Below are 20747 nucleotides of genomic sequence, written 5' to 3'. Positions count from 1 at the left end.
GGCGGTTGTCGGCGACCGCGGAAGCCCGCGGCGGTGTCGGTGGCCGCGGAGTCCGCGGCGGTGTCAGCGGCGGATGCCGGTGGCGAACGGAAGGGTGTTGACGAAGGCCCGGTGGTGCTCGCGGTCGCACCACTCCAGCTTGAGGTAGCTCTTGCCGGCCGAGGCCCGGATGGTCCGCTTGTCGCGGGCCAGCGCGTCGGGGTTGCGCGAGGAGACCGTGATGTAGCCGACCAGGTTCACCCCGGCCGCGCCGGAGGCCAGGTCGTCACCGCGCTGGTCCACCCGGCCGGTGTGGGCCAGGTCGCGCGGGTCGACCGTCCGGTTCATCTTGGCGGCGCGGCTGGCCTCCGCCTCGTCGTTGGTCTTCTCGGTCAGCATCCGCTCGATCGCGACGTCGGTGGGCTCCAGGTCCATCGTCACCGCGACCGTCCGGATCACGTCCGGGGTGTGCACCAGCAGCGGCGCCAGGAAGTTGACGCCCACCGGGGTGAGCGGCCACTCCTTGATCCAGGCGGTGGCGTGGCACCACGGCTCCCGGGTCGCCGACTCGCGGGTCTTCGCCTCCAGGTACTGCGGGTTGGTCGCGTCCAGCTCGGCCGGCCAGGCGTTGCGCCGGGACATCGCCTGGATGTGGTCGATCGGGTGGTCCGGGTCGTACATCGAGTGCAGCAGCGAGGAGAGCCGGGCCTGGCCCAGCGGCTGGCGCACCCGGATGTCCGCCTCGGCCAGCCGGGCGCAGATGTCGGTCAGCTCGCGCGCCATCACGGCGGCCAGCCCCTCGTCGTCCCGGGCCCGCCGGCCGGTGGCCGTGCGGCCCATCGCGTGCGCCTCCGCGGCCAGGTCACGGGTGTAGTGCATGCAGGCCACCAGGTACGCCCGGTGCTGCTCGGACGACGTCGACACCATCGACTGCAGCTGGTCGTAGGAGTCCTGCAGCCAGCGGGGCGAGGACGGATCGCCGCGGCGCTCCACGTCCTTGGCGTGCGCGTCCGGGTCGGCCGGCAGGGTCCGGGCGAGGATCTGCAGCCGGGTCACGAAGCCGTCCCCGTTGGCGACGTGCTTCAGCAGCGTGCCGAACCGGTCGACCAGCGCCTCCTGGTCCTCCGAGTCGCGCAGCCCGACGCCCGGGCCCTCGATCTCGATCGCGGCCGTCACCGTCCGCCGCTCCAGGTGCATCAGCACCCCGACCTCGTCCGGCCCGAACGGCGCGGTCAGCCAGCGCAGCCGCCCGACCCCGGGCGGCGGCCCGACCTCCACCTCCCGGCCGTCCATCCGGGTACCGGCGTCCATCACGTCCGAGCGCCACACCGCCCGCCCGCTGCGGATCGTCCGGCGGTAGGTGCGGTTGATCTCCACCCACTTGTAGAACGTCCGCTTGCGGTACGGCACGTACACCGCCGCGATGGCGAGCGCCGGCAGGCCGACCAGACCGCCGATCCGCAACGGCAGGATCGGCATCAACAGGCCCCAGAGCATGCCGAGGAACGCCCCGAAGATGATCAGCAGGATCTCGCCGGACTCCCGGTTCCGGCCGATCGGCGCGTTCGGGCGGGCCTTGCCGATCAGGTAGGTGCGGCGCTGGTGCACGTACGGCTGGGCGTACTGGGCACCGTACTGGCCGAGCGGTTCGCTGCTCACTTACCCGTCACCCTCCCTTCGCTGGATTGCTGTCGCGGATCGGAACCGGGGCGGCCTGCGGCGGCCCGGCCTGCGGCGGTGGGGCGGGCGTCCGGCCGGCGTGGGCGGCGATGCCCGGCGCGACCGAACCGCCGCCCGCGCCACCGCCGCCGCCACCCGCGCCCGCCGGCCCGCCGCGGTCGCCGTGGGTGGTGATGCCCTGCTTCATCAGGTTCGCGGTGCCGTTGATCATCGCCGAACCCGCCTGCACCGCATTGGCCCGGGCCTGACGCATGTTCAGGATCTCGTCGCCGAAGCCCGGCACGAAGCGGTAGATCGCGGCACTGGCGAAGATCGACAGGAACAGGATCGCCAGCCCCGACAGCACCCGGGCGAAGTCGTCGCTCGCCCCGGCCCCGCTCGCCACTGCGCCTGCCAGGCCCAGGATGATCACGATGATCGGCTTCGCCAGGTCCACCGCCAGCATCACCCCGGCCCACCGGCGCACGTGCTTCCACAGCTGCTTGTCGACCAGCCCGGCGTACACCGCCGTCCCCAGCAGCGCGCCCACGTACAGCATCGCCGCCCGGATCAGCAGCTCGATCCAGAGCACCGCCGCCGCCAGCACCGCGACCAGCGACACCAGCACCAGGATCAGCGGACCGCCGCCGACGTTCCCCTTCTCCAGGGTGTCCGCGAACCCGCCCAGGTACGACCCGGTGTCCGTCTTCGTGCCGACCGCGATCGCCTTGGTCAGCCCGTCCGTCACGCTCACCACGGTGTAGAGGATCAACGGCGTGAACGCGGACGCCACCACCGTCAGCCACAGGAAGCCGATCGCCTCCGAGAACGCCGTCGTCAGCGGCGCCCCCCGCACGGCCCGCTTCGTCACCGCCAGCAGCCACAGCACCAGCGTGATCACCGTCGACACCGCGAACACCACGGCGTACTGCTGCAGGAACGACGCGTTGGTGAAGTCCACCTGCGTCGTCCCGTCGATCGCCCCCGACAGGTTCCGCACCACCCACGCCGCCGCCTGCGCACAGCTCTTCGCCAACGCCCCGAGCGGATCGGTCACATTGCTGACGGTGTTGCTGCCGGGGAGCGAGCCGCCACCGGGCTTGTCGACACAGAGGATGCCGTTTCCAGAGATCGGCAGGTCGGGGCAGTTGGCGTTGGGAGTCCCGCTCGGGGCCGGAGTGGGCGCCGGATCGGCGAACACCCGCTGGGCGGCGAGCATCACCGTCACCTGCAGAGTGGCCAGCACGCCGGCCACCGTGCCCGCACGGCGTGCGGTCCTTCGGCGCGAGGTCTGGTCAACGGGCATAGCGGAACCCCCCGAACTGCTGCACGGCGCCGGTGATCTCCTCGGCGGTTGCGGCCTGCTGGTCTCCGGGCATCGGCGCGGGGCCCTGCCTGCTGGTGAAGTCGGTGAGCTTCCAGTCGCCGCCCGTCCAGTGCAGCGAGAGCGTGAGGGTGAACCAGTTCGTGGTCACCGGCTGGACGGAGCGCTCGCCGGCGAGGCCGGTGAGGCCGGTGCACCACACCTCGACCTTGGCGTCGCTGTCGGTGTAGCCGGTCGACTTGGTGCCGACCGGGACGGTGCGGCTGACGAAGGTGAGGCCCTTGGGGGCGCGGCCCTGGGCGTCGAGGCCGTAGCGGGCGACGGTGTCGCCGCCGAAGCCCTGGTCCAGTCGGCTCTGCAGGGTCGGCGCCGCGCCGGGGTCGGCGATGGTGGCGACGATGGTGTGGCGGTTGTCCGCGCGGAACATGTCCGCCGAGCCGATCGCCACCGCGTAGTTGGCTGCGGCGGACTGGGCGCCCTGGTCGCTGTGCGGGAAGCCGGAGGCGATGCCGTTGACGGTGGTGCCGACGGGCTGGTCGCCGCTGGGGGCGGGGCCGGCGCCGGAGGGTGCGCTGGGGGCGGCGTGGTCGGCGGAGCGGCCGCCGTCGCTGCCGGTGCCGGGCTTGCCGCGGTTGGCGATGGCGATGGCCACGACGAGCAGGGTGACGACGACGAGGACGGTCAGCAGGGTGCGCAGCGGCCGTGACTGACGGAGGCTCGGCTGCGGGGAGGGCTGTTCGCCGACCGGTAGCCGCGTACGGGTGTGCGGCTGGTCGTCGGACAACGGCACGGCGGCCCTCCTGGTGCGGGGAGCCGGGGGCGGCTCCGGGGGCCCTCCACCCGGGGGCGGGCGCGGACGGAGGGTGGGAACGGGGGTGGAGTCCTGGCAGGCCGGCCGCTGGAGGGGGTCCGGACGGGGACCCGATCTCGGACGGGCGGACTACTGCTGTCCGATCGTCAGATCGCCATGCCGTAGACAATGGTGAACAGAGTGCCGAGTGATCCGATGATGAACACGCCGGTCAGTCCGGCCACGATCAGCCCCTTGCCCTGTTCGGCTCCGAAGCTGTCGCGCATCGCGGTCGCACCGATCCGCTGCTTGGCGGCGCCCCAGACGGCCAGGCCGAGGCAGACGAGGATGGCGACGGCCATGATGACCTCGACCATCACCCGGGCCTCCGACCCGAGGCTCGCGAACGGGCCCCAGTCCGGGGCGATCCCGCCGATGATGGTGTCGATATTCGGCTTCTTCGGTGGGTCATCGGCCAGGTGGCCGACCGCATAGGTGTGCACGCTGCTCAGGTTCATTTCCATCTCACCGCCCGATCAGGCAAATTCAAGGGCCCGGACCCCGCCCGCGCGAAGGGTCGGTGCCTATTCTTGGCCAGATCTGATGTCGACTTGGCTACTTCTCGCGGATTGGTCGTGAGGCATCGGACACGTACGCGAGGATGTCCACCGTACGAAGGATAGCGCTCACTCCTTGTATCTCTGATGATTGCGGTGAGCAACGCCTTCCGGGACACTTCGACTGACGAATCGTCGGGATGGTGCTGATGGTACTCCGGAAGGCCGGTGCGGCCGCCGTCGCTGCGGGAGTTGTTTCGTTCGGGCTCATCGGGCTGGTGACGATGGGGACTTATGCGGCGAGTGGGACGGCGCAGCAGGCGGCGAATCGTTCCGCCCTCTCCCCCGGAACGGTCCCTGCGGCCTACCAGGACGCGATCCAGAAGTGGGGCGCGCTCTGCCCGGAGATCTCCCCGCCGATGCTCGCGGCGCAGCTGTACCAGGAAAGCGGATTCGACCCCAAGGCCCGCTCCGGTGTCGGGGCGCAGGGAATGGCGCAGTTCATGCCGGGCACCTGGGTGACGTACGGAACGGACGCGAACGGTGACGGCCGGAAGGACGTCTGGGACCCGTACGACGCGATCGCCTCGGCGGCGGTCTACGACTGCGCGCTCGCCAAGGACGTCTCGAACGTCCCGGGCGACCCGCAGGCCAACATGCTGGCCGCCTACAACGCCGGTCCGTACGCGGTGACGAGCAACCGGGGCATCCCGCCGTACAAGGAGACCCAGGGCTACGTCCGGAGCATCCAGGCGATGGCGCGCAGCTTCACGGCACCGACCGCGCCGTTGGAGGTGTCCGCGCAGTCGGCGGCGGCGATCTACTTCGCGCAGACCAAGCTCGGCACCCCCTACCTGTGGGGCGGCGAGGGCCTGCCCTCGCAGAACGGCCGGTTCGACTGCTCGGGCCTGACCCAGGCGGCGTACGCCAGCGTGGGCATCACACTGCCCCGGGTGGCCAACGACCAGTGGTACGCGGGCCCGCACCCGACGCGCGATCAGTTGCGGCCCGGGGACCTGGTGTTCTTCGCGACGGACCTGAGCGACCCGCGGAGCATCCACCACGTGGGGATCTACGTCGGCGGCGGCTACATGATCAACGCGCCGCACACCGGCGCGGTGATCCGCTACGACAAGATCGACACCAAGGAGTACATCGGCGCGACCCGGGTCACCTCGGACGGCGCCCAGGCGCTGCCGAGCCGGAACAACGACGGATCGGTCAACGCCCCGAGCCGGCCCGGTTCGACGGCGCCGGCGAGCCCCGTCTCGAACCAGGGCGGAACCCAGGGCGGCACGCAGGGCGGCAGCCAGGCGGTCTCCGCCCGGCCCGCGGTGGCGGCCCCGCCCGCGCCGACCGGGCCGGCCCCCGCCGGGGCGGGCCGGTAGGCCGCGGTGCGGCCGGGCCGCCCGGGACCTGTGTGCGCACTGTGGACGCTGAGTCAAGTTTCGATAACCGCGCGTTTCCGTGGAACGCTGTATCCCGGAAATGACGTTTCTTCCGGTGGCCCCTCGTCAGCAGTCCGCGCCGGGCGGGCCCCGGCGGGAACCCACAGGTGCAGCGGACCAGAAGGAGGTGCGGCGTGTCGACGCCGCTTGCCGACACGACCAACCCCGACCTCGGCCTGCTCTACGCCGTCAACGGTCTGGCCAAACGCTCCCCGCAGTGGCTGGACCACCTGGTCTCGTGGATCGGCGAGTACGGCATCCTGATCGGCCTGGGCATGCTCGGTCTGGTGGCCTGGCTGCAGGCCAGACGCCGCCCGGACGCGCCGGTGGCGGTCGCCGGGCTGCTCTGGGTGCCGCTCTCGGTCGCGATCGCCGAGCTGGCCAACCTGCCGATCGCCGCGATCGTGAACCGTCCGCGCCCGTTCGTCGACCACCCCGGGCTGCTGGTGCTGGTGGACGGCAAGGCCGGCACGCACTCCTTCGTCAGTGACCACTCGACGATGACGATGGGCGTCGCGGTGGCGCTGTTCCTGGTGAACCGGAGGCTCGGCTGGATCGCCGGCGGCCTGGCCCTGTTGCAGGGCTTCTGCCGGATGTTCATGGGCGTCCACTACCCGACCGACGTGATCGGCGGCTTCGCGCTGGCCGTCGCCGTGGTGCTGCTGCTGGCGCCGATCGCGATGGCGGTGCTGGTCCCGTTCTGCCATGCGCTGAGCCGGACGGCCGTCGCGCCGCTGATCCGGGCTCCGGAGCGCGCCGATGCGGCCCGCGGCGGGGCCGCCCCGCGCGGCCGTCGGCGCGGGCGCGGGCCGGTGCGGGCCGAGGAGCAGCCGCCGGAGTCCGACCTCGCGGCCTGACCCACCGCACCGGTGGCACGGCCGGGAAACCGTCCGGCCAGGAAACGGTCACGCCCGGAGGCGGCCCGGGTCGGGTCCGGCCCGGCCGCCCGCCCCGGGCAGTCAGTCCGACGCCGTGCCGTTCTCGGCCAGGTGGCCGGCCCCCTCTCGGCGGGCGAGGTCGCGGGAGCGTCGGGCCGGGGAGTACCAGCCGCAGCTGCACGTCGCGTAGGCGAAGGAGCCGCGCTCGCTGATCGCGACGCGGTGCTCGGGCATCCGGGTGCCGGGCGCGGCCGACAGCTCACTGTGCACGTAGTTCACCGTAACGCGCCGGACGCCCGGTGCGCGACGCCCTCCGGCCGACGGGCACCCGTAACCCTTTCCGGCCCAACTCGTTTGCCCGGAAAGAGCTCTGCCCACCCGGTGGTGTCCCGGCAGGGCAGTCGGGCCCGAGGGGGTTGTCGCGAGGATGAAGATGACCGACCAGCAGCGCACCGGGCGGCCAGCGCGCCGTCCGGGTCCGCACCTGCGCTCGGCGGCCGGGGCCGCCCTGCTCGCCGTCGCGCTCGCCGCGGGCGCGGCCGGCTGCACGGGATCCGGCGGCGGTTCCTCGGACCAGCAGTCGAACGCCCCCGACCAGCTCGCCGCGGACCCGCTGACCGCGGTGCGCAACGCCGCCGACATCACCGGCCGCACCGGCTCCGCGCACACGGCCACCGAGCTGGTCACCGAGTCCGCCGAGAAGAAGGCCTCGTTCAGCGGCGCGGGCGGCTACGACTACGTGAAGCGGATCGGGCGGCTGGAGGTGCAGGTCCCGCCGGGCGCCGCGACCACCGGAAAGATCGTCGAGGTGGTCCTGCCGGGCACCGTGTACCTGCAGAACAGCGGCGCCAAGGTGCCCGAGGGCAAGTGGGTGAAGCTGGACGTGCGCCAGCTGCCGGACGGCAACCTGGTCAGCAGCGGCGCGACCGACCCGGCCTCGGCGGCGGGGGCGCTGCGCGGGGCGCAGAAGGCGGACGCGGTGGGCACCGAGACGGTCGACGGCGTCGCACTGCACCACTACCGCGGCACCCTGGACCTGGCCAAGGCCGCCGACGCGACCGGTGGCCGGGGCGGGGACGGCCTGCGGATGGGCGCGCAGACCTTCACCGTCAAGGATGTCCCGTACGACGCCTGGCTGGACGACCAGGGCCGGCTGCACAAGGTGGTCGAGGTGTTCACCTTCGCCGGGGTGGCCGGGTCGAAGGAGGCCAAGGACCAGGTGAAGGTGACGTCGACGACCGCGCTGGCGGACTTCGGCAAGCCGGTCGAGGCGGCCGAGCCGTCGGCCTCGGACATCTACCAGATGAAGCCCACGGAGAGCCCCAAGTAGGTCGCCCGGGCAGCGCTCCGGCGCCGGGGCGAGACGGGGTGCCGTCGGAGCGGGTGGCCGTCCGGGGAGCGGCGGTCACCCGTTTCGGCGGCGCCGAGATGGCCCGTCCGTGCCATGTGGACGGGCCCCGGAGTGCCTAGGCTGGACGTCGGGTGGCTGCCGCCCGGGCTGGCGAGCACTGAAGGGGTGGTGCAGGTGGTGTCGTCCACGGGCGGCCGCAGCGGCGGCCACGACGACGCGGCCCTCGACGAGATCGAGCTGGCCGGCGAGCTGATGATCGCCGCGACGGCCAGCTCCGGCGAGCGGCTGCCGACCGAACGGATCGACGAGGTGCTGCTCGACCGGGCCGATTCCCGGTCCGCCGACCGGGACGCCGACGGCTAGCGGGGCGGCCCGGACCACCCGCAGGGCCGTGGGGCTGTGGGGCCCGTCGGGCCGTGGGCTCAGCTGCGCAGCAGGCGGCTGATCGCGGCGGTGGCCTCCGCCACCTTGGCGTCCAGTTCGGCCCCGCCCTCCTCGGCGGCGGCGGCGACGCAGTGCCGCAGGTGCTCCTCCAGCAGGGAGAGCGCGAAGGACTGCAGCGCCTTGGTGCTGGCCGAGACCTGGGTGAGCACGTCGATGCAGTAGACGTCCTCGTCGACCATCCGCTGGAGGCCGCGGATCTGGCCCTCGATCCGGCGCAGCCGCTTGAGGTGCGCGTCCTTCTGGGCGCTGTAGCCGTGCGGGCCGTGCCCGCCCTGGTGTCCGCCGGCGGCCGCGGGTGCGGCGTGGCCGGCGTGCGGGTCGGCCCCGTGCGCGTGATCCGGCTCGGTGCGCGCTTGCGTCGTGGTCATCGGCCCCGCCTTCGTCTGAGTGCCTGGTGGCTGCGTCGGCCACCAGTGTCCAACACCGGGGCCTCCGGTGGTGTTCCGGCGGCCGATGCGGCATGTGCCGCCGAGCTCTGGCGGGGCCGTCCGGCGGGTTCACCCGTCTGAGCGGCGACCCGGCCCTCCGTGCGCACGACGGGGACAATCCGGGCGAGGTTCCGTCAGACTGGGGGCCCGCGTCCGTACGTGGCGGTGCGGCCGGGCCGGCCGATGCAGCAGCCGAACGGAAGGGGAGGCTCCGGCTCCGTGCTCGGCACCCCGTTTGCGTGATTGCGCTCGGTTGCACCTAGCATCGTTCAGTCCCTACCCCGCACATCGGAGATTTCCGTGCGTTTTAGCCTGACCCCGAAGGAGACGAGCTTCTACGACATGTTCGCCGCCGCGGCGGAGAACCTCGTCGTCGGATCGAAGCTCCTGCTGGAGCTTCTGGGATCGGACGTGTCGGCCCGCACGGAGATCGTCGAGCGCATGCGCGCCGCCGAGCACGCCGGGGACGACACCACCCATGCCGTCTTCCACCAGCTGAACTCGTCCTTCATCACGCCCTTCGACCGCGAGGACATCTACAGCCTCGCCTCGTCGCTGGACGACATCATGGACTTCATGGAGGAGGCCGTCGACCTGGTCGTCCTCTACGACATCCAGACCCTGCCGAAGGGGATCGAGCAGCAGATCGAGGTGCTGGCCCGGGCCGCCGAGCTCACCGCGGCGGCGATGCCGAACCTGCGGAGCATGTCGAACCTCACCGAGTACTGGATCGAGGTCAACCGGCTGGAGAACCAGGCCGACCAGATCCACCGCAAGCTGCTCGCCCACCTGTTCTCCGGTCAGTACGACGCCATCGAGGTGCTCAAGCTCAAGCAGATCGTGGACGTTCTTGAGGAGGCGGCGGACGCGTTCGAGCACGTCGCCAACACGGTGGAGACCATCGCCGTCAAGGAGTCCTGACCCTCGTGGACATGGCAGCACTCATCGCCGTCATCGGCGTTGCGTTCTTCTTCACCTACACCAACGGCTTCCACGACTCGGCGAACGCGATCGCCACGTCGGTCTCCACCAGGGCGCTCACCCCGCGGGCCGCGCTCGCGATGGCCGCGGTGATGAACCTGGCCGGCGCCTTCCTCGGCAGCGGCGTGGCGCACACCGTCTCGCAGGGGATCATCGACACCCCCTCGGGCAACCAGGGCATGACGATCCTGTTCGCCGCCCTGATCGGCGCGATCGCCTGGAACCTGGTCACCTGGTACTTCGGACTGCCCTCCTCCTCCTCGCACGCCCTGTTCGGCGGCCTGGTGGGCGCCGCGCTGGCCGGCGGCACCGGGGTGATCTGGAGCGGAGTGATCGACAAGATCATCATCCCGATGGTCGTCTCGCCGGTGGTCGGCCTGATCGGCGGCTACCTGGTGATGCTGGCGATCCTGTGGATCTTCCGCCGGGCCAACCCGCACCGGGCCAAGCGCAACTTCCGGGTCGCCCAGACCGCCTCCGCCGCCGCGATGGCACTGGCGCACGGCCTCCAGGACGCCCAGAAGACCATGGGCATCGTGGTGATGGCCCTGGTCATCTCGGGTCAGCAGGCCACCTACGACATCCCGGTCTGGGTGAAGATCTCCTGCGCGACGATGCTCTCGCTGGGCACCTACGCGGGCGGCTGGCGGATCATGCGGACGCTCGGCCGCAAGATCATCGAGCTGGACCCGCCGCAGGGCTTCGCGGCCGAGACCACCGCCTCGATCGTCATGTACATCACCTCGTTCGTCTACAAGGCGCCGATCTCCACCACCCACGTGATCACCTCGGCGATCATGGGCGTGGGGGCCACCAAGCGGATCCGCGCGGTGCGCTGGGGCGTCGCGAAGAACATCGTGCTCGGCTGGTTCATCACGATGCCGGCGGCCGCCATCGTCGCAGCGCTGGTGTACTGGTTCGTCCACCTGTTCTGGGGCTGATCCCGGAGGGACCCGTCGGGCGCCGGTCCCGGAGGACCCGCCGGACGCCGGTCCCCCGGAGGCCCCCGGACGACACCGGGAACATGACAGGGCCCGCCCCCACATCTCGGGGGCGGGCCCTTCTTCATGTCCCGCGGCGGCACCGCCATGCAGCACCACGGGACAGCTCGCGTTCCGCCGTTGGCCGCGCTCGCGCGCGTGGCGGGGTCCGGTCTAGCCGAAGCGGCCGGAGATGTAGTCCTCGGTCGCCTGGACCGACGGGTTGGAGAAGATCCGCTGGGTGTCGTCCAGCTCGATCAGCTTGCCCGGCTGGCCGACGCCCGCCAGGTTGAAGAAGGCGGTGCGGTCGCTGACGCGGGCCGCCTGCTGCATGTTGTGGGTCACGATCACGATGGTGAACTGCGACTTCAGCTCGCCGATCAGGTCCTCGATGGCGAGGGTGGAGATCGGGTCGAGCGCGGAGCAGGGCTCGTCCATCAGCAGGACCTGCGGCTCGACCGCGATGGCGCGGGCGATGCACAGGCGCTGCTGCTGACCGCCGGAGAGGCCGGCACCGGGCTTGTTCAGCCGGGTGTGGACCTCCTTCCAGAGGTTGGCGCCCTTGAGCGAGTGCTCCACGACCTCGTCCAGGACGGCCTTCTTCTTCACGCCCGCGAGCCGGAGGCCGGCGACCACGTTGTCGTAGATCGACATGGTCGGGAACGGGTTCGGGCGCTGGAAGACCATGCCGATCGAGCGACGCACGGCGACCGGGTCGACGTTGGCGGCGTACAGGTTCTCGTCGTCCAGGAGGACCTTGCCCTCGACGCGGGCGCCGGGGATCACCTCGTGCATCCGGTTCAGGGTGCGCAGGAAGGTGGACTTGCCGCAGCCGGAGGGGCCGATGAAGGCGGTCACCGAGCGGGGTTCGATGCTCATCGAGATGTCCTCGATGGCCTTGGTGGTGCCGTAGTAGGCCGACAGTCCGCTGACGTCGATGCGCTTGGCCATGATCGTTGCTTCTCTCGTCTGTCTCGTACGTCAGTCTGGTCAGTGGCCGGTCTTGGGCGAGCGCCAGCGGGCGATACCCCGGGCGATGAGGTTGAGCCCCATCACGAAGGCGATCAGCACCAGCGCCGCACCCCAGGCTCGGGCGTAGCCGTACTGGTTGTTCACCTGGGAGTACTGAGTCCAGATGTACATCGGCAGGGACTGCTGCGGACCGTCGAACGGGTTGTTGTTGATGTAGTCGGCGCCGAACACCAGCATCATCACCGGGGCGGTCTCGCCCGTGATGCGGGCGACCGCGAGCATCACACCGGTGGTGATGCCGCCGATCGCGGTGGGGAGGACGATCCGCAGGATGGTCTTCCACTTCGGCACGCCGAGCGCGTACGAGGCCTCGCGCAGCTCGTTCGGGACGAGCTTGAGCATCTCCTCGGTGGACCGGACCACGACCGGCATCATCAGGATCGCCAGCGCGAGGCTGCCCGAGAAGCCGGAGTAGCTGAAGCCCAGGGCGAGGTTCCAGAGCGAGAGGATGAACAGACCGGCGACGATCGACGGGATGCCCGTCATGACGTCGACGAAGAAGGTGACCGCCTTGGCGAGCTTGCCGCGGCCGTACTCGACCAGGTAGACGGCGGTCAGCAGCCCGATCGGGGCGGCGATGGCGGTCGCCAGGGCGACCTGCTGCAGGGTGCCGATCAGCGCGTGGTAGATGCCACCGCCGGGACCGGACTGGAGCACACCCTTCATCGAGTGGCTCAGGAAGTTCCCGTTGACCACCTCGATGCCCTGCTGGACGGTGTACACGGTCAGGGCGACCAGCGGGACGACCGCCAGGATGAAGGCGACCCAGACCACCGAGGTGGCGAGCCGGTCCTTGGCCTGTCGGCGGCCCTCGACCCAGGCCGAGGCGCCGTAGCTGATCAGGAGGAACAGCAGGCCCGAGATCAGGCCCCACTGCAGGTGGCTGGCGAGGCCGGCGGCAGCGCCGATCCCGCAGCCGAGGGCGATCGAACCGACCGCGACGGCAGCCGGGGCCCACTTGGGCAGCCGGTTGGCGGTCAGCGGACGGCCGGCGGGCCGGGCGTCCTCGACGACGGCGGTGGCGGTCATGCGTTGGCCCCCGAGTACTCCTTGCGGCGGGCGATGATCAGTCGCGCGGCACCGTTCACCAGGAGGGTGATGACGAACAGGACGAGGCCGGAGGCCATGAGTGCGTTGCGGCCGTTCTCGCCGGCCTCGGCGAACTTCAGCGCGATGTTCTGCGCGAAGGTTCCGCCGCCCGCGTCGAGGATGTGCAGCGACAGGACGTTGCTGGAGGAGAGCACCACCGCGACCGCGATGGTCTCGCCGAGCGCGCGGCCGAGGCCGAGCATCGAGGCCGAGATGATGCCGGGGCGGCCGAACGGCAGCACCGCGGTGCGGATCATCTCCCAGCGGGTCGCGCCGAGCGCGAGCGCCGCCTCCTCGTGCATCCGCGGAACCTGGCGGAACACCTCGCGGGAGACCGCGGTGATGATCGGCAGGACCATGATCGCCAGCAGGATGCCCACGGTGAACAGGTTGCGCGGGGTGCCCGACTTGGTCTGGTCGAAGATGTACGTCCAGCCCAGGTACTCGTTGAGCCAGCTGGTCAGGCCGTCCATGTGCGGGACGAGGAAGAGCGCGCCCCACAGGCCGTAGACGATGCTGGGGACGGCGGCGAGCAGGTCGACCAGGTAGGCGAACGGCTGGGCGATCCGGCGCGGCGCGTAGTGCGAGATGAACAGCGCGATCCCGATGGCCACCGGGACGGCGATCGCCATCGCGATGACGGCGCTCACGATGGTGCCGACGACCAGCACCGCGATGCCGAAGACCGGCTTCGGTGCGTCCGGCGCCCACTCGAAGGTGGTGAAGAAGTTGCCCTCGTTCTTGCTGAGGGCCAGGCCCGAGCGCCAGGTCAGGAAGCCGGCGATCGCGGCCATGATGACCAGCAGCAGGATGCCCGATCCCCGGGCGAGGTTCATGAAGATCTTGTCGCCGAACCGGCTGTCACGCGGTCGGCGTTCCCTGCCTCGCGGGGCGGCAGGGGAGGATGAAGTCATTGGTCTACTCCGGTCTGGTGATGCCGCCCCGGAAGGGGGACGGCACCATGGCGGCGGTGCCCCGGACGTGGTGCTGGGTTTGGTGCGTTCCGGTGGGGCGGCCCCGGCCCCCCTCGCTCACGGGGCCGCTCCACCGGTGGTCCTGTCGGATCAGGCCAGGGTCGGGATGACGGCGTTGACCTTGTCGGTCAGCTCCTTCGGCAGCGGGACGTAGCCCTTCTCGCCGGCCGCCTTCTGGCCCGCATCGCTGATGGTGTAGGTCAGGAAGGACTTCAGGGTGTCGACCGTCTCGGCCTTGTTGCCCTTGTCGCAGACGATCTCGTAGGTGACCAGGACCAGCGGGTACGAGCCCTCGTCCTTGGTCGCGTAGTCCAGCTTCAGCGCCAGGTCGCTGCCGGTGCCGGCGATCTGGGCCTTGGCGAAGGTGTTGGCGGCGTTGGCGGCGGTGGCCTCGACCGGCTTGGAGGCGCCGGTGTTGATGGCGGCGCTCTTCAGGCTGTTGGTCTGGGCGTAGGCCAGCTCGACGTAGCTGATCGAGTTCTTGACCTGCTTCACCTGGGCCGCGACACCGGCGCTGCCGTTGGCCGACTGGCCGCCCTTGGCCGCCCAGGTCTTGCTGGACGGGTAGGACCAGGCGCCGTTGCCGGCGGCGGCGAAGTACTTGGTCAGGTTGTCGGTGGTGCCGGAGTCGTCCGAACGGTGGAACGACTGGATCTCGGCGTCCGGCAGCTTGGCGCCCGGGTTCAGGGCGACGATCGCCGGGTCGTTCCACTTGGTGATCTGCGAGTCGAAGATCTTGGCGGCGGTCGGGCCGTCCAGGACCAGGTTGTCGACGCCCTCGACGTTGAAGACCAGCGAGATCAGACCGCCGGCCATCGGCAGGTCGATGCCCTGGCCGCCGGTGCAGACCGCCTTGGAGGCGTCGACCTCGGCCGGCTTCAGGGCCGAGTCGGAACCGGCGAACTGGACCTTGCCCTGGGTGAACTGCTGGATGCCCGCACCGGAGCCAACGCCCTGGTAGTTGATCGTGGTGCCGGAGCAGGCGCCGCTGAAGTTGGTCTTCCAGACGTCGATCGCGGTGCCCTGCGCGGTCGAACCGGCGGCGATCAGCGAGCCCGGCTTGCCACAGTTGATCGAGGCAGCGGGAGCGGCGGAGCCGCTGGAGCCGCCCGAGGCGGTCGTGTTGTTGTTGTCCGAGCCGCAGGCGGCGAGCGACAGCGAGCTGACGAGCGCCACGGCACCGATGGCGAGGGCCTTGGAGCGGCCGTTCCGCTGGAGCTTCACAGGGGTGTCCCTTTCTGAGGCATTGCCCGCTGCGCTTGCCGTACGCGTACGGCTCAGCACGGGTTTCTGCTGTGGTCCGGGGCCCGTTCGGCCCTCCGGTGGTCCCGAAGTTAGGCCGGGTAAGTGACACGACAGCCGGTCGCAAGTGAACGGGGAGTGAACCTCGAAGGGATGGCAGGAAACTACGTCAGGTAGTAACGGTTGCGTCACGGCAAGGGCGCGGGAAGATCACTTCCACGGTTCCTTCACCGGGGCGCGCCGGCCGAGCGCACCGGCTTCGCCCCCAGGATCACCAGCAGCGCATCGATCAGCAACCGGTCGTGCTCGTACGTGAGCCGGGCGCGCGCCTTCCCGGCCGGCAGCCACTCCAACCGGTCCACCTCGCGGTTGGGCCGGAAGGCGCCGCTCGACGGCACCGCGGCCCAGTAGCGGACCTCCTTCGGGCGGCCCTGCACCTGGTAGTGCTGGGCGGGCAGCTCCGGGCCGAGCAGGCACCGGAAGCCGGTCTCCTCCCACACCTCGCGCAGCGCCGCCTCGACCACGCCCTCGCCGGGGTCGAGCTTGCCCTTCGGCAGGCTCCAGTCGTCGTACTTGGGCCGGTGGATCACCGCGATCCGCGGCCGCCCCAGCCGGCCGCTCTTCTTCGGCCGGCCCGGCAGCCACAGCACCGCGCCCGCCGCCATGACCACCGTCGCGCGCACCGCCCCGGTCGCGCGCACCGCCCCGGTCGCGCTCCCCGCCGCGGCCCGCCCGGCTCCCGGGCGCCCGCCCAACTCAGACCGTCCTCGGTGCGGCGGAGTGGCCCCAGCCCTCGGCCGGGAACTCCGGCCAGCCGTCCGGGCCGGGCATCAGCTCGGGCCACCGGCGGCCGAAGGCGTACCGCGCCGACTCCACCTCCAGCCGCTGGTCGGCGTGCACCACGCCCAGCACGTACGCGGTCGCGGGGGTGATCCGCGGGGTGCGCGCCGCGGTGGAGGCGGTGACCGCGGCGTCCGCGGCCTCCTGCTGCCGGGCCAGCACCGCGTCCAGCTCGTCCAGGTCGGAGGACGGGCGGCCGCAGACCTCCAGCGCGTACCTGCCGCGCTTCACCAGGATCCGCAGCCGGGCCCACGGCGCGTCGTCGGCCGCCAGCGCCGAGTCCGCGTCCACCGCGCCCCGGGCGGCCGGGACGGCGCCCAGCCGGCGCATCCCGTCCCCGCCGTACGGCGTCGCGGCCCGCTGCAGCGGCAGCTGCTGGGCGGTCGCGGACAGCGCGGCGAAGGCCGCGGCCGCGTGCGGCAGCAGCACCGCCGACGCACGGCCGTCCGCCGAATCCAGCAGCGGCGCCTCGCCGACCAGCAGCGTCATCCGGTCCGCCAGGGCGTGCAGCCGGGCCGAGCGGAGCTCCTGGAGGACCGTGGAGTGCGCCCGGGTCCGGGCCAGGGTCAGCTGCCGGTCCAGCAGCGCCCGCGCCTTGGGGGCGCCCGCGTGGCCGGCCAGCATGCCCGTCCCCTCCGGGTCGCTGCCGCTCAGCGAGTCCAGCGCGCCCAGCAGCCGGGCCGAACGGCGGACGTACCCGGGTTCGAGCGCCAGCAGGTTGAGCAGCCAGCGCAGCTCGGTGCGCGACTCCTGCGCCCAGGTCTGCTCGAAGACCGAGCCGAAGGTGTGCAGCAGCCCGCCTATCCGCCGGACGGCCCGCAGCAGGTCGGCGGTACCCGCCGCCGGGACGACCGAGGCGGTCCCGGGTCTGGCGCCGACCTCGCCCACCGCCAGCGGCAGGGCGCGCAGGAAGGCGCCGGCCTGGGCGGTGAGGTGGCGGGAAAGGATGTCCCCGGCGGTCGCGGTGGAGGCCGCCTGGGCCGTCATCGGCGCATCGGTCATGGCGTGGTAGATCCCCGTTCCTCCGGGGTCGTTCCCCGGAGCTGGTGGCCGACCGCCGGACCGGCTGCCCTCGGGAGTCTCCAGGGCCCGCCGTTCCGGCAGCTTCGCATCAGTGGACGCGTCAGCGCGTGGTGGCGGCCCGGCGGCGCTGGCGCGAATCGATCAGGAGGTCCTGGATGTGCCGCAGCTGTCGGCCCTCGGCGTCCTGCGAGTGCCGGGTCCAGGTGCCGTCCGGCCCCAGGTGCCAGGACTCGGTCTCGTCCGACACCCCGAGGTCGATCAGCCCGGACAGCTCGGCGCGGTGCGCCGGATCGGTGATCCGCAGCAGCGCCTCGATCCGGCGGTCCAGGTTGCGGTGCATCATGTCGGCGCTGCCGATCCAGACCTCCGGATCGCCGTTGTTGCCGAACACGAAGATCCGGGAGTGCTCCAGGAAGCGCCCCAGGATGCTGCGGACCCGGACGTTCTCGCTCAGTCCCGGCACGCCCGGGCGGATCGCGCAGATGCCGCGCACCCAGACGTCCACCGGCACCCCGGCCTGCGAGGCCCGGTAGAGCGCGTCGATCACGGCCTCGTCGACGATCGAGTTGACCTTGAGCTTCACGTACGCCGGGCGGCCCGCCTTGTGGTGGGCGATCTCGTTGTGGATCCGCGCGACCAGCCCGTCGCGCAGGCCGCGCGGGGCGGTCAGCAGACGGCGGTAGGACTCGCGGCGCGAGTATCCGGAGAGCCGGTTGAAGAGGTCCGACAGGTCGGCGCCGACCTGCGGGTCCGAGGTCAGCAGGCCGAGGTCCTCGTAGAGCCGGGCCGTCTTCGGGTGGTAGTTGCCGGTGCCCACGTGCGAGTAGCGGCGCAGGGTGTCGCCCTCCTGGCGGACCACCAGCGACAGCTTGCAGTGCGTCTTCAACCCGACCAGGCCGTAGACCACGTGGCAGCCGGATTCCTCCAGCTTGCGGGCCCACTTGATGTTGGCCTGCTCGTCGAAGCGCGCCTTGATCTCGACCAGGACCAGCACCTGCTTGCCGGACTCGGCCGCGTCGATGAGCGCGTCCACGATGGGCGAGTCGCCGGAGGTCCGGTACAGCGTCTGCTTGATCGCCAGGACGTCGGGATCGGCGGCGGCCTGCTCCAGGAAGGCCTGCACCGAGGTGGAGAAGCTGTCGTACGGGTGGTGCAGCAGGACGTCCCGCTCGCGCATCGCGGCGAAGATGTCCGGCTGGGAGGCCGACTCGACGTCGGTCAGGCCGCGGGCCGTGCCCGCCACGAACTTCGGGTACTTCAGCTCCGGCCGGTCCAGCTCGGCGATCCCGAACAGCCCGGTGAGGTCCAGCGGCCCGGGCAGCGGGAAGACCTCCGCCTCGGTGATGTTCAGCTCCCGCACCAGCAGGTCCAGGATGTAGGGGTCGATCGACTCCTCGACCTCCAGCCGCACCGGCGGGCCGAAGCGCCGCCGCATCAGCTCCTTCTCCAGGGCCTTGAGGATGTTCTCGGTGTCGTCCTCCTCCACCTCCAGGTCCTCGTTGCGGGTGACGCGGAAGGCGTGGTGGGCCAGCACCTCCATCCCGGGGAAGAGCTCCTCCAGGTGCGCGCCCATCACGTCCTCCAGCGGGACGTACCGCTGGGGCGAGGCCTCCAGGAAGCGCGCCAGCGACTGCGGCACCTTCACCCGGGCGAAGTGCTTGTGCCCGGAGACCGGGTTGCGCACCACGACGGCCAGGTTGAGCGAGAGTCCCGATATGTACGGGAAGGGGTGCGCCGGGTCGACGGCCAGGGGGGTCAGGACGGGGAAGATCTTCTGCCGGAAGAGGGTGTGCAGCCGCGCCTGCTCCTTCTCGGCCAGCTCCGACCAGCGGACCACCTCGATGCCCTCGGTGGCGAGGTCCGGCAGGACCTCCTGCTGGAAGGCCGCGGCGTGCCGGGCCATGAGCTCGCGGGAGCGGGTCCAGATCAGGTCGAGCACCTCACGCGGCTGGAGGCCGGACGCGCTGCGCTGGGCGACGCCGGTGGCGATGCGGCGCTTGAGGCCGGCCACCCGGACCATGAAGAACTCGTCCAGGTTGCTGGCGAAGATCGCCAGGAACTTGGCCCGTTCCAGCAGCGGGATCCCCGGGTCCTCGGCGAGTTCGAGGACGCGCTCGTTGAACGCGAGCCAGCTCCGCTCGCGGTCGAGGAAGCGGCCCTGCGGCAACGCTTCGAACTCCTGCTCGTCCGTGGCCGGCAGCTCGGGCGGGATGCCCAGCGCACTGGACATCCGGGCCGTCGGCGACAGCGCGGCAGAGACGGGGCGGGGGATGCTCATGGGCTCCAGCTCCTCCAGCAGCAGGACGGCGTCCGGACGCGAATGGCTCTGCGGGCCGTCGCCCTCGCCCCGGGGCGATCCCGGGAACAGCGCCCATCCGCCGGGCGCGGTCCGTACAGGACCGGCCGCCGTGGGGCGGTCGACTCTGCACGAGCGAGACACTACGGACTTCATCCTGTGATCTTCGCGGCAGCAATTGAATCCACGGTAAACACCGCATGGCCAGGAGGAAAGCTGAGTCGGTCGGGGCAAGGGCCGTTGCCGTTCCGGCCACTCCGCCCGCGACCGCTCCGGGCCGACTTCACCACCTCCGGGAGGCGGCCGGACCGTGGGGTGAGGGGGTCAGGCCGACCGGTTCTGCTCCTGGTACCGGGCTCGGTACATGAGGTCCACCTCGTGAACGGTGAATCCCAGTCGTTCATATACCCGCACGGCGGCCGGATTGTCGGCGTCGACGTAGAGGAGAACGGTTTCCAGTCCTCGCTCGTCCGGGCCGGAGCCCGTCAGGTGACGCAGACCCGCCGCGGTCAGCGCGCGGCCGAGGCCGCTGCCCTGCTCTGCCGGGTCCACCCCGACCACGTACACCTCGCCGCGCTCGGGCTCGGTGACGGTGGCCGGGTGCACCTTGGTCCAGTGGAAGCCGACCACCTTGCCGTCGCGGGTGGCGAGGAAGAAGCCGGCCGGGTCGAACCAGGGCTCGGCGATCCGCTCCGCCAGGTCCTGCTCGGTCCAGGCGCCCTGCTCCGGGTGGTGGGAGAAGGCCAGCGCGTTCAGCCGCAGCCACTCGGCGTCGTCCTCCCCCGGACGGAAGGTGCGGAGCTCGACGCCCGCGGGGAACGCCACCTCCTCGGCCTGCCGACCGGTGCGGCGCATCTGCCGAAGCTCGCGGACCAGCTCGGCGCCGTACGACCCGGCCAGGTGCCGGGCCGCCGGGTGCCCGCCGTGCACCCAGAAGTCCACCGCGTCGTGCCCCGCCCGGTGGGCCTGGGCCAGTACGGCGTCCACCAGCGGGCGGGCCAGGCCGCGGCCGCGGGCAGCCGGGTCGACGACCAGCTCGGCGGCGGGGGCGGCGGACTGGTCGGCGGCGGGGCCCTGCGGGATCTCCAGCTGGCCGTAACCGAGGACGACCCCGGGTTCGGGTTCGGTCCCGGCTTCGGTCTCCACGAAGTGGGTGACCCCCGGGCGCGCGCTCTCCGCGGCACGCAGCCGGAGCCGGCCCTGCTCCGAGACGGCGGCCCGACCGTCCACCGCCTGGGCCTCGGCCAGGACACGCAGGGCGCCGTCGCGCTGCCCGGGGTGGAGCACGTTGTTCGCAGTGACTGCCGTCTGATCGTCCATGCACTGACGATACGTCACCGGAAATGCAAAGAACCCCTGATCCGAGTGGATCAGGGGTTCTTTGGAATGATTGTTCGGCGGCGTCCTACTCTCCCACAGGGTCCCCCCTGCA

Annotated in this window: 20 protein-coding genes; 6 read left to right on the top strand and 14 right to left on the bottom strand. The window is 71.5% G+C overall.

All coding sequences use genetic code 11. The features are described 5' to 3' along the window. Positions 1-63: 63 nt before the first annotated feature. The 4 genes from ACIRST_RS38055 to ACIRST_RS38040 form a co-directional block, all read right to left on the bottom strand. Complete coding sequence (locus tag ACIRST_RS38055; protein WP_350525700.1) at positions 64-1638, bottom strand: SCO6880 family protein; 1575 nt, start codon at positions 1636-1638, stop codon at positions 64-66. Positions 1639-1645: 7 nt separating this feature from the next. Continuing rightward, the gene (locus ACIRST_RS38050) at positions 1646-2884 is read right to left on the bottom strand and encodes a hypothetical protein (RefSeq protein ID WP_402808548.1); all 1239 of its coding nucleotides are present in this window, start codon (positions 2882-2884) and stop codon (positions 1646-1648) included. 49 nt (positions 2885-2933) lie between these two features. Continuing rightward, positions 2934-3752, bottom strand: a complete 819-nt coding sequence (locus ACIRST_RS38045) for a hypothetical protein (protein ID WP_402808546.1) — start codon at positions 3750-3752, stop codon at positions 2934-2936. 167 nt (positions 3753-3919) lie between these two features. After that, entirely contained in the window at positions 3920-4270 is a 351-nt protein-coding gene (locus tag ACIRST_RS38040) for a hypothetical protein (RefSeq protein ID WP_350525702.1), read from the bottom strand. Between the two features lie 248 nt (positions 4271-4518). Here ACIRST_RS38040 and ACIRST_RS38035 point away from each other — a divergent pair, with 248 nt between their 5' ends. Next, the gene (locus tag ACIRST_RS38035) at positions 4519-5697 is read left to right on the top strand and encodes an NlpC/P60 family protein (protein ID WP_402808543.1); all 1179 of its coding nucleotides are present in this window, start codon (positions 4519-4521) and stop codon (positions 5695-5697) included. A 194-nt stretch (positions 5698-5891) separates the two neighbouring features. Then, positions 5892-6614 (top strand): phosphatase PAP2 family protein, encoded by a 723-nt coding sequence (locus tag ACIRST_RS38030; RefSeq protein WP_350525704.1) that lies wholly within the window; start codon positions 5892-5894, stop codon positions 6612-6614. A gap of 102 nt (positions 6615-6716) precedes the next feature. Here ACIRST_RS38030 and ACIRST_RS38025 read toward each other — a convergent pair whose 3' ends face one another. Next, the gene (locus tag ACIRST_RS38025) at positions 6717-6905 is read right to left on the bottom strand and encodes a hypothetical protein (RefSeq protein WP_350525705.1); all 189 of its coding nucleotides are present in this window, start codon (positions 6903-6905) and stop codon (positions 6717-6719) included. A 163-nt stretch (positions 6906-7068) separates the two neighbouring features. Between ACIRST_RS38025 and ACIRST_RS38020 the strand changes: the two genes are divergently transcribed. Then, positions 7069-7965: a hypothetical protein gene (locus ACIRST_RS38020; protein WP_402808539.1), complete on the top strand. Its 897-nt coding sequence runs from the start codon at positions 7069-7071 to the stop codon at positions 7963-7965. A 195-nt stretch (positions 7966-8160) separates the two neighbouring features. Next, positions 8161-8349 carry a hypothetical protein gene (locus ACIRST_RS38015; RefSeq protein ID WP_402808536.1) on the top strand — a complete coding sequence of 63 codons (189 nt, stop codon included), beginning with the start codon at positions 8161-8163 and terminating at the stop codon, positions 8347-8349. A gap of 59 nt (positions 8350-8408) precedes the next feature. On the opposite strand, the gene ACIRST_RS38010 is transcribed toward ACIRST_RS38015, so the two are convergent. Then, positions 8409-8798, bottom strand: a complete 390-nt coding sequence (locus ACIRST_RS38010; protein WP_402808534.1) for a metal-sensitive transcriptional regulator — start codon at positions 8796-8798, stop codon at positions 8409-8411. A 360-nt stretch (positions 8799-9158) separates the two neighbouring features. Here ACIRST_RS38010 and ACIRST_RS38005 point away from each other — a divergent pair, with 360 nt between their 5' ends. Both ACIRST_RS38005 and ACIRST_RS38000 read left to right on the top strand, forming a co-directional pair. Beyond that, the gene (locus ACIRST_RS38005; protein WP_350525709.1) at positions 9159-9779 is read left to right on the top strand and encodes a DUF47 family protein; all 621 of its coding nucleotides are present in this window, start codon (positions 9159-9161) and stop codon (positions 9777-9779) included. A 5-nt stretch (positions 9780-9784) separates the two neighbouring features. Next, a complete protein-coding gene (locus ACIRST_RS38000; protein ID WP_350525710.1) occupies positions 9785-10780 on the top strand; it encodes an inorganic phosphate transporter in 996 nt (331 codons plus the stop codon). A 213-nt stretch (positions 10781-10993) separates the two neighbouring features. On the opposite strand, the gene pstB is transcribed toward ACIRST_RS38000, so the two are convergent. The 8 genes from pstB to mshD form a co-directional block, all read right to left on the bottom strand. Next, the gene (gene pstB, locus ACIRST_RS37995) at positions 10994-11770 is read right to left on the bottom strand and encodes a phosphate ABC transporter ATP-binding protein PstB (RefSeq protein ID WP_350525711.1); all 777 of its coding nucleotides are present in this window, start codon (positions 11768-11770) and stop codon (positions 10994-10996) included. Between the two features lie 39 nt (positions 11771-11809). Continuing rightward, positions 11810-12880 (bottom strand): phosphate ABC transporter permease PstA, encoded by a 1071-nt coding sequence (gene pstA / locus ACIRST_RS37990; protein WP_350525712.1) that lies wholly within the window; start codon positions 12878-12880, stop codon positions 11810-11812. Next, entirely contained in the window at positions 12877-13854 is a 978-nt protein-coding gene (pstC, locus tag ACIRST_RS37985) for a phosphate ABC transporter permease subunit PstC (protein ID WP_350525713.1), read from the bottom strand. The genes pstA and pstC overlap by 4 nt, the downstream gene beginning before the upstream one ends. A 150-nt stretch (positions 13855-14004) precedes the next feature. After that, entirely contained in the window at positions 14005-15138 is a 1134-nt protein-coding gene (gene pstS / locus ACIRST_RS37980; protein WP_350525714.1) for a phosphate ABC transporter substrate-binding protein PstS, read from the bottom strand. Between the two features lie 245 nt (positions 15139-15383). Beyond that, positions 15384-15821 carry an NUDIX hydrolase gene (locus tag ACIRST_RS37975; RefSeq protein ID WP_396549435.1) on the bottom strand — a complete coding sequence of 146 codons (438 nt, stop codon included), beginning with the start codon at positions 15819-15821 and terminating at the stop codon, positions 15384-15386. 91 nt (positions 15822-15912) lie between these two features. After that, the gene (locus ACIRST_RS37970) at positions 15913-16998 is read right to left on the bottom strand and encodes a CHAD domain-containing protein (protein WP_350525716.1); all 1086 of its coding nucleotides are present in this window, start codon (positions 16996-16998) and stop codon (positions 15913-15915) included. A gap of 121 nt (positions 16999-17119) precedes the next feature. Further along, positions 17120-19297, bottom strand: coding sequence for an RNA degradosome polyphosphate kinase (locus ACIRST_RS37965; protein ID WP_350525717.1), 2178 nt, complete (start codon positions 19295-19297; stop codon positions 17120-17122). Between the two features lie 342 nt (positions 19298-19639). Beyond that, positions 19640-20635 (bottom strand): mycothiol synthase, encoded by a 996-nt coding sequence (gene mshD / locus ACIRST_RS37960; RefSeq protein ID WP_402808526.1) that lies wholly within the window; start codon positions 20633-20635, stop codon positions 19640-19642. Positions 20636-20747: the final 112 nt, after the last annotated feature.

This window comes from Kitasatospora sp. NPDC101447 (assembly GCF_044767225.1).
Classification (GTDB): Bacteria; Actinomycetota; Actinomycetes; order Streptomycetales; family Streptomycetaceae; genus Kitasatospora.
The sequence above is the reverse complement of the archived record's forward strand: the minus strand, read 5'-3'. Positions and strand labels throughout refer to the sequence as shown.

Bases quoted from the DNA above. Each gene is read 5' to 3' on its own strand.
- ACIRST_RS38040 (WP_350525702.1), bottom strand. From the start codon at position 4,270: ATGAACCTGAGCAGCGTGCACACCTATGCGGTCGGCCACCTGGCCGAT.
- ACIRST_RS38035 (WP_402808543.1), top strand. From the start codon at position 4,519: ATGGTACTCCGGAAGGCCGGTGCGGCCGCCGTCGCTGCGGGAGTTGTT.
- ACIRST_RS38020 (WP_402808539.1), top strand. From the start codon at position 7,069: ATGACCGACCAGCAGCGCACCGGGCGGCCAGCGCGCCGTCCGGGTCCG.
- ACIRST_RS38010 (WP_402808534.1), bottom strand. From the start codon at position 8,798: ATGACCACGACGCAAGCGCGCACCGAGCCGGATCACGCGCACGGGGCC.
- pstB (WP_350525711.1), bottom strand. From the start codon at position 11,770: ATGGCCAAGCGCATCGACGTCAGCGGACTGTCGGCCTACTACGGCACC.
- pstA (WP_350525712.1), bottom strand. From the start codon at position 12,880: ATGACCGCCACCGCCGTCGTCGAGGACGCCCGGCCCGCCGGCCGTCCG.
- pstC (WP_350525713.1), bottom strand. From the start codon at position 13,854: ATGACTTCATCCTCCCCTGCCGCCCCGCGAGGCAGGGAACGCCGACCG.
- ACIRST_RS37975 (WP_396549435.1), bottom strand. From the start codon at position 15,821: ATGGCGGCGGGCGCGGTGCTGTGGCTGCCGGGCCGGCCGAAGAAGAGC.
- ACIRST_RS37970 (WP_350525716.1), bottom strand. From the start codon at position 16,998: ATGACCGATGCGCCGATGACGGCCCAGGCGGCCTCCACCGCGACCGCC.
- ACIRST_RS37965 (WP_350525717.1), bottom strand. From the start codon at position 19,297: ATGAGCATCCCCCGCCCCGTCTCTGCCGCGCTGTCGCCGACGGCCCGG.
- mshD (WP_402808526.1), bottom strand. From the start codon at position 20,635: ATGGACGATCAGACGGCAGTCACTGCGAACAACGTGCTCCACCCCGGG.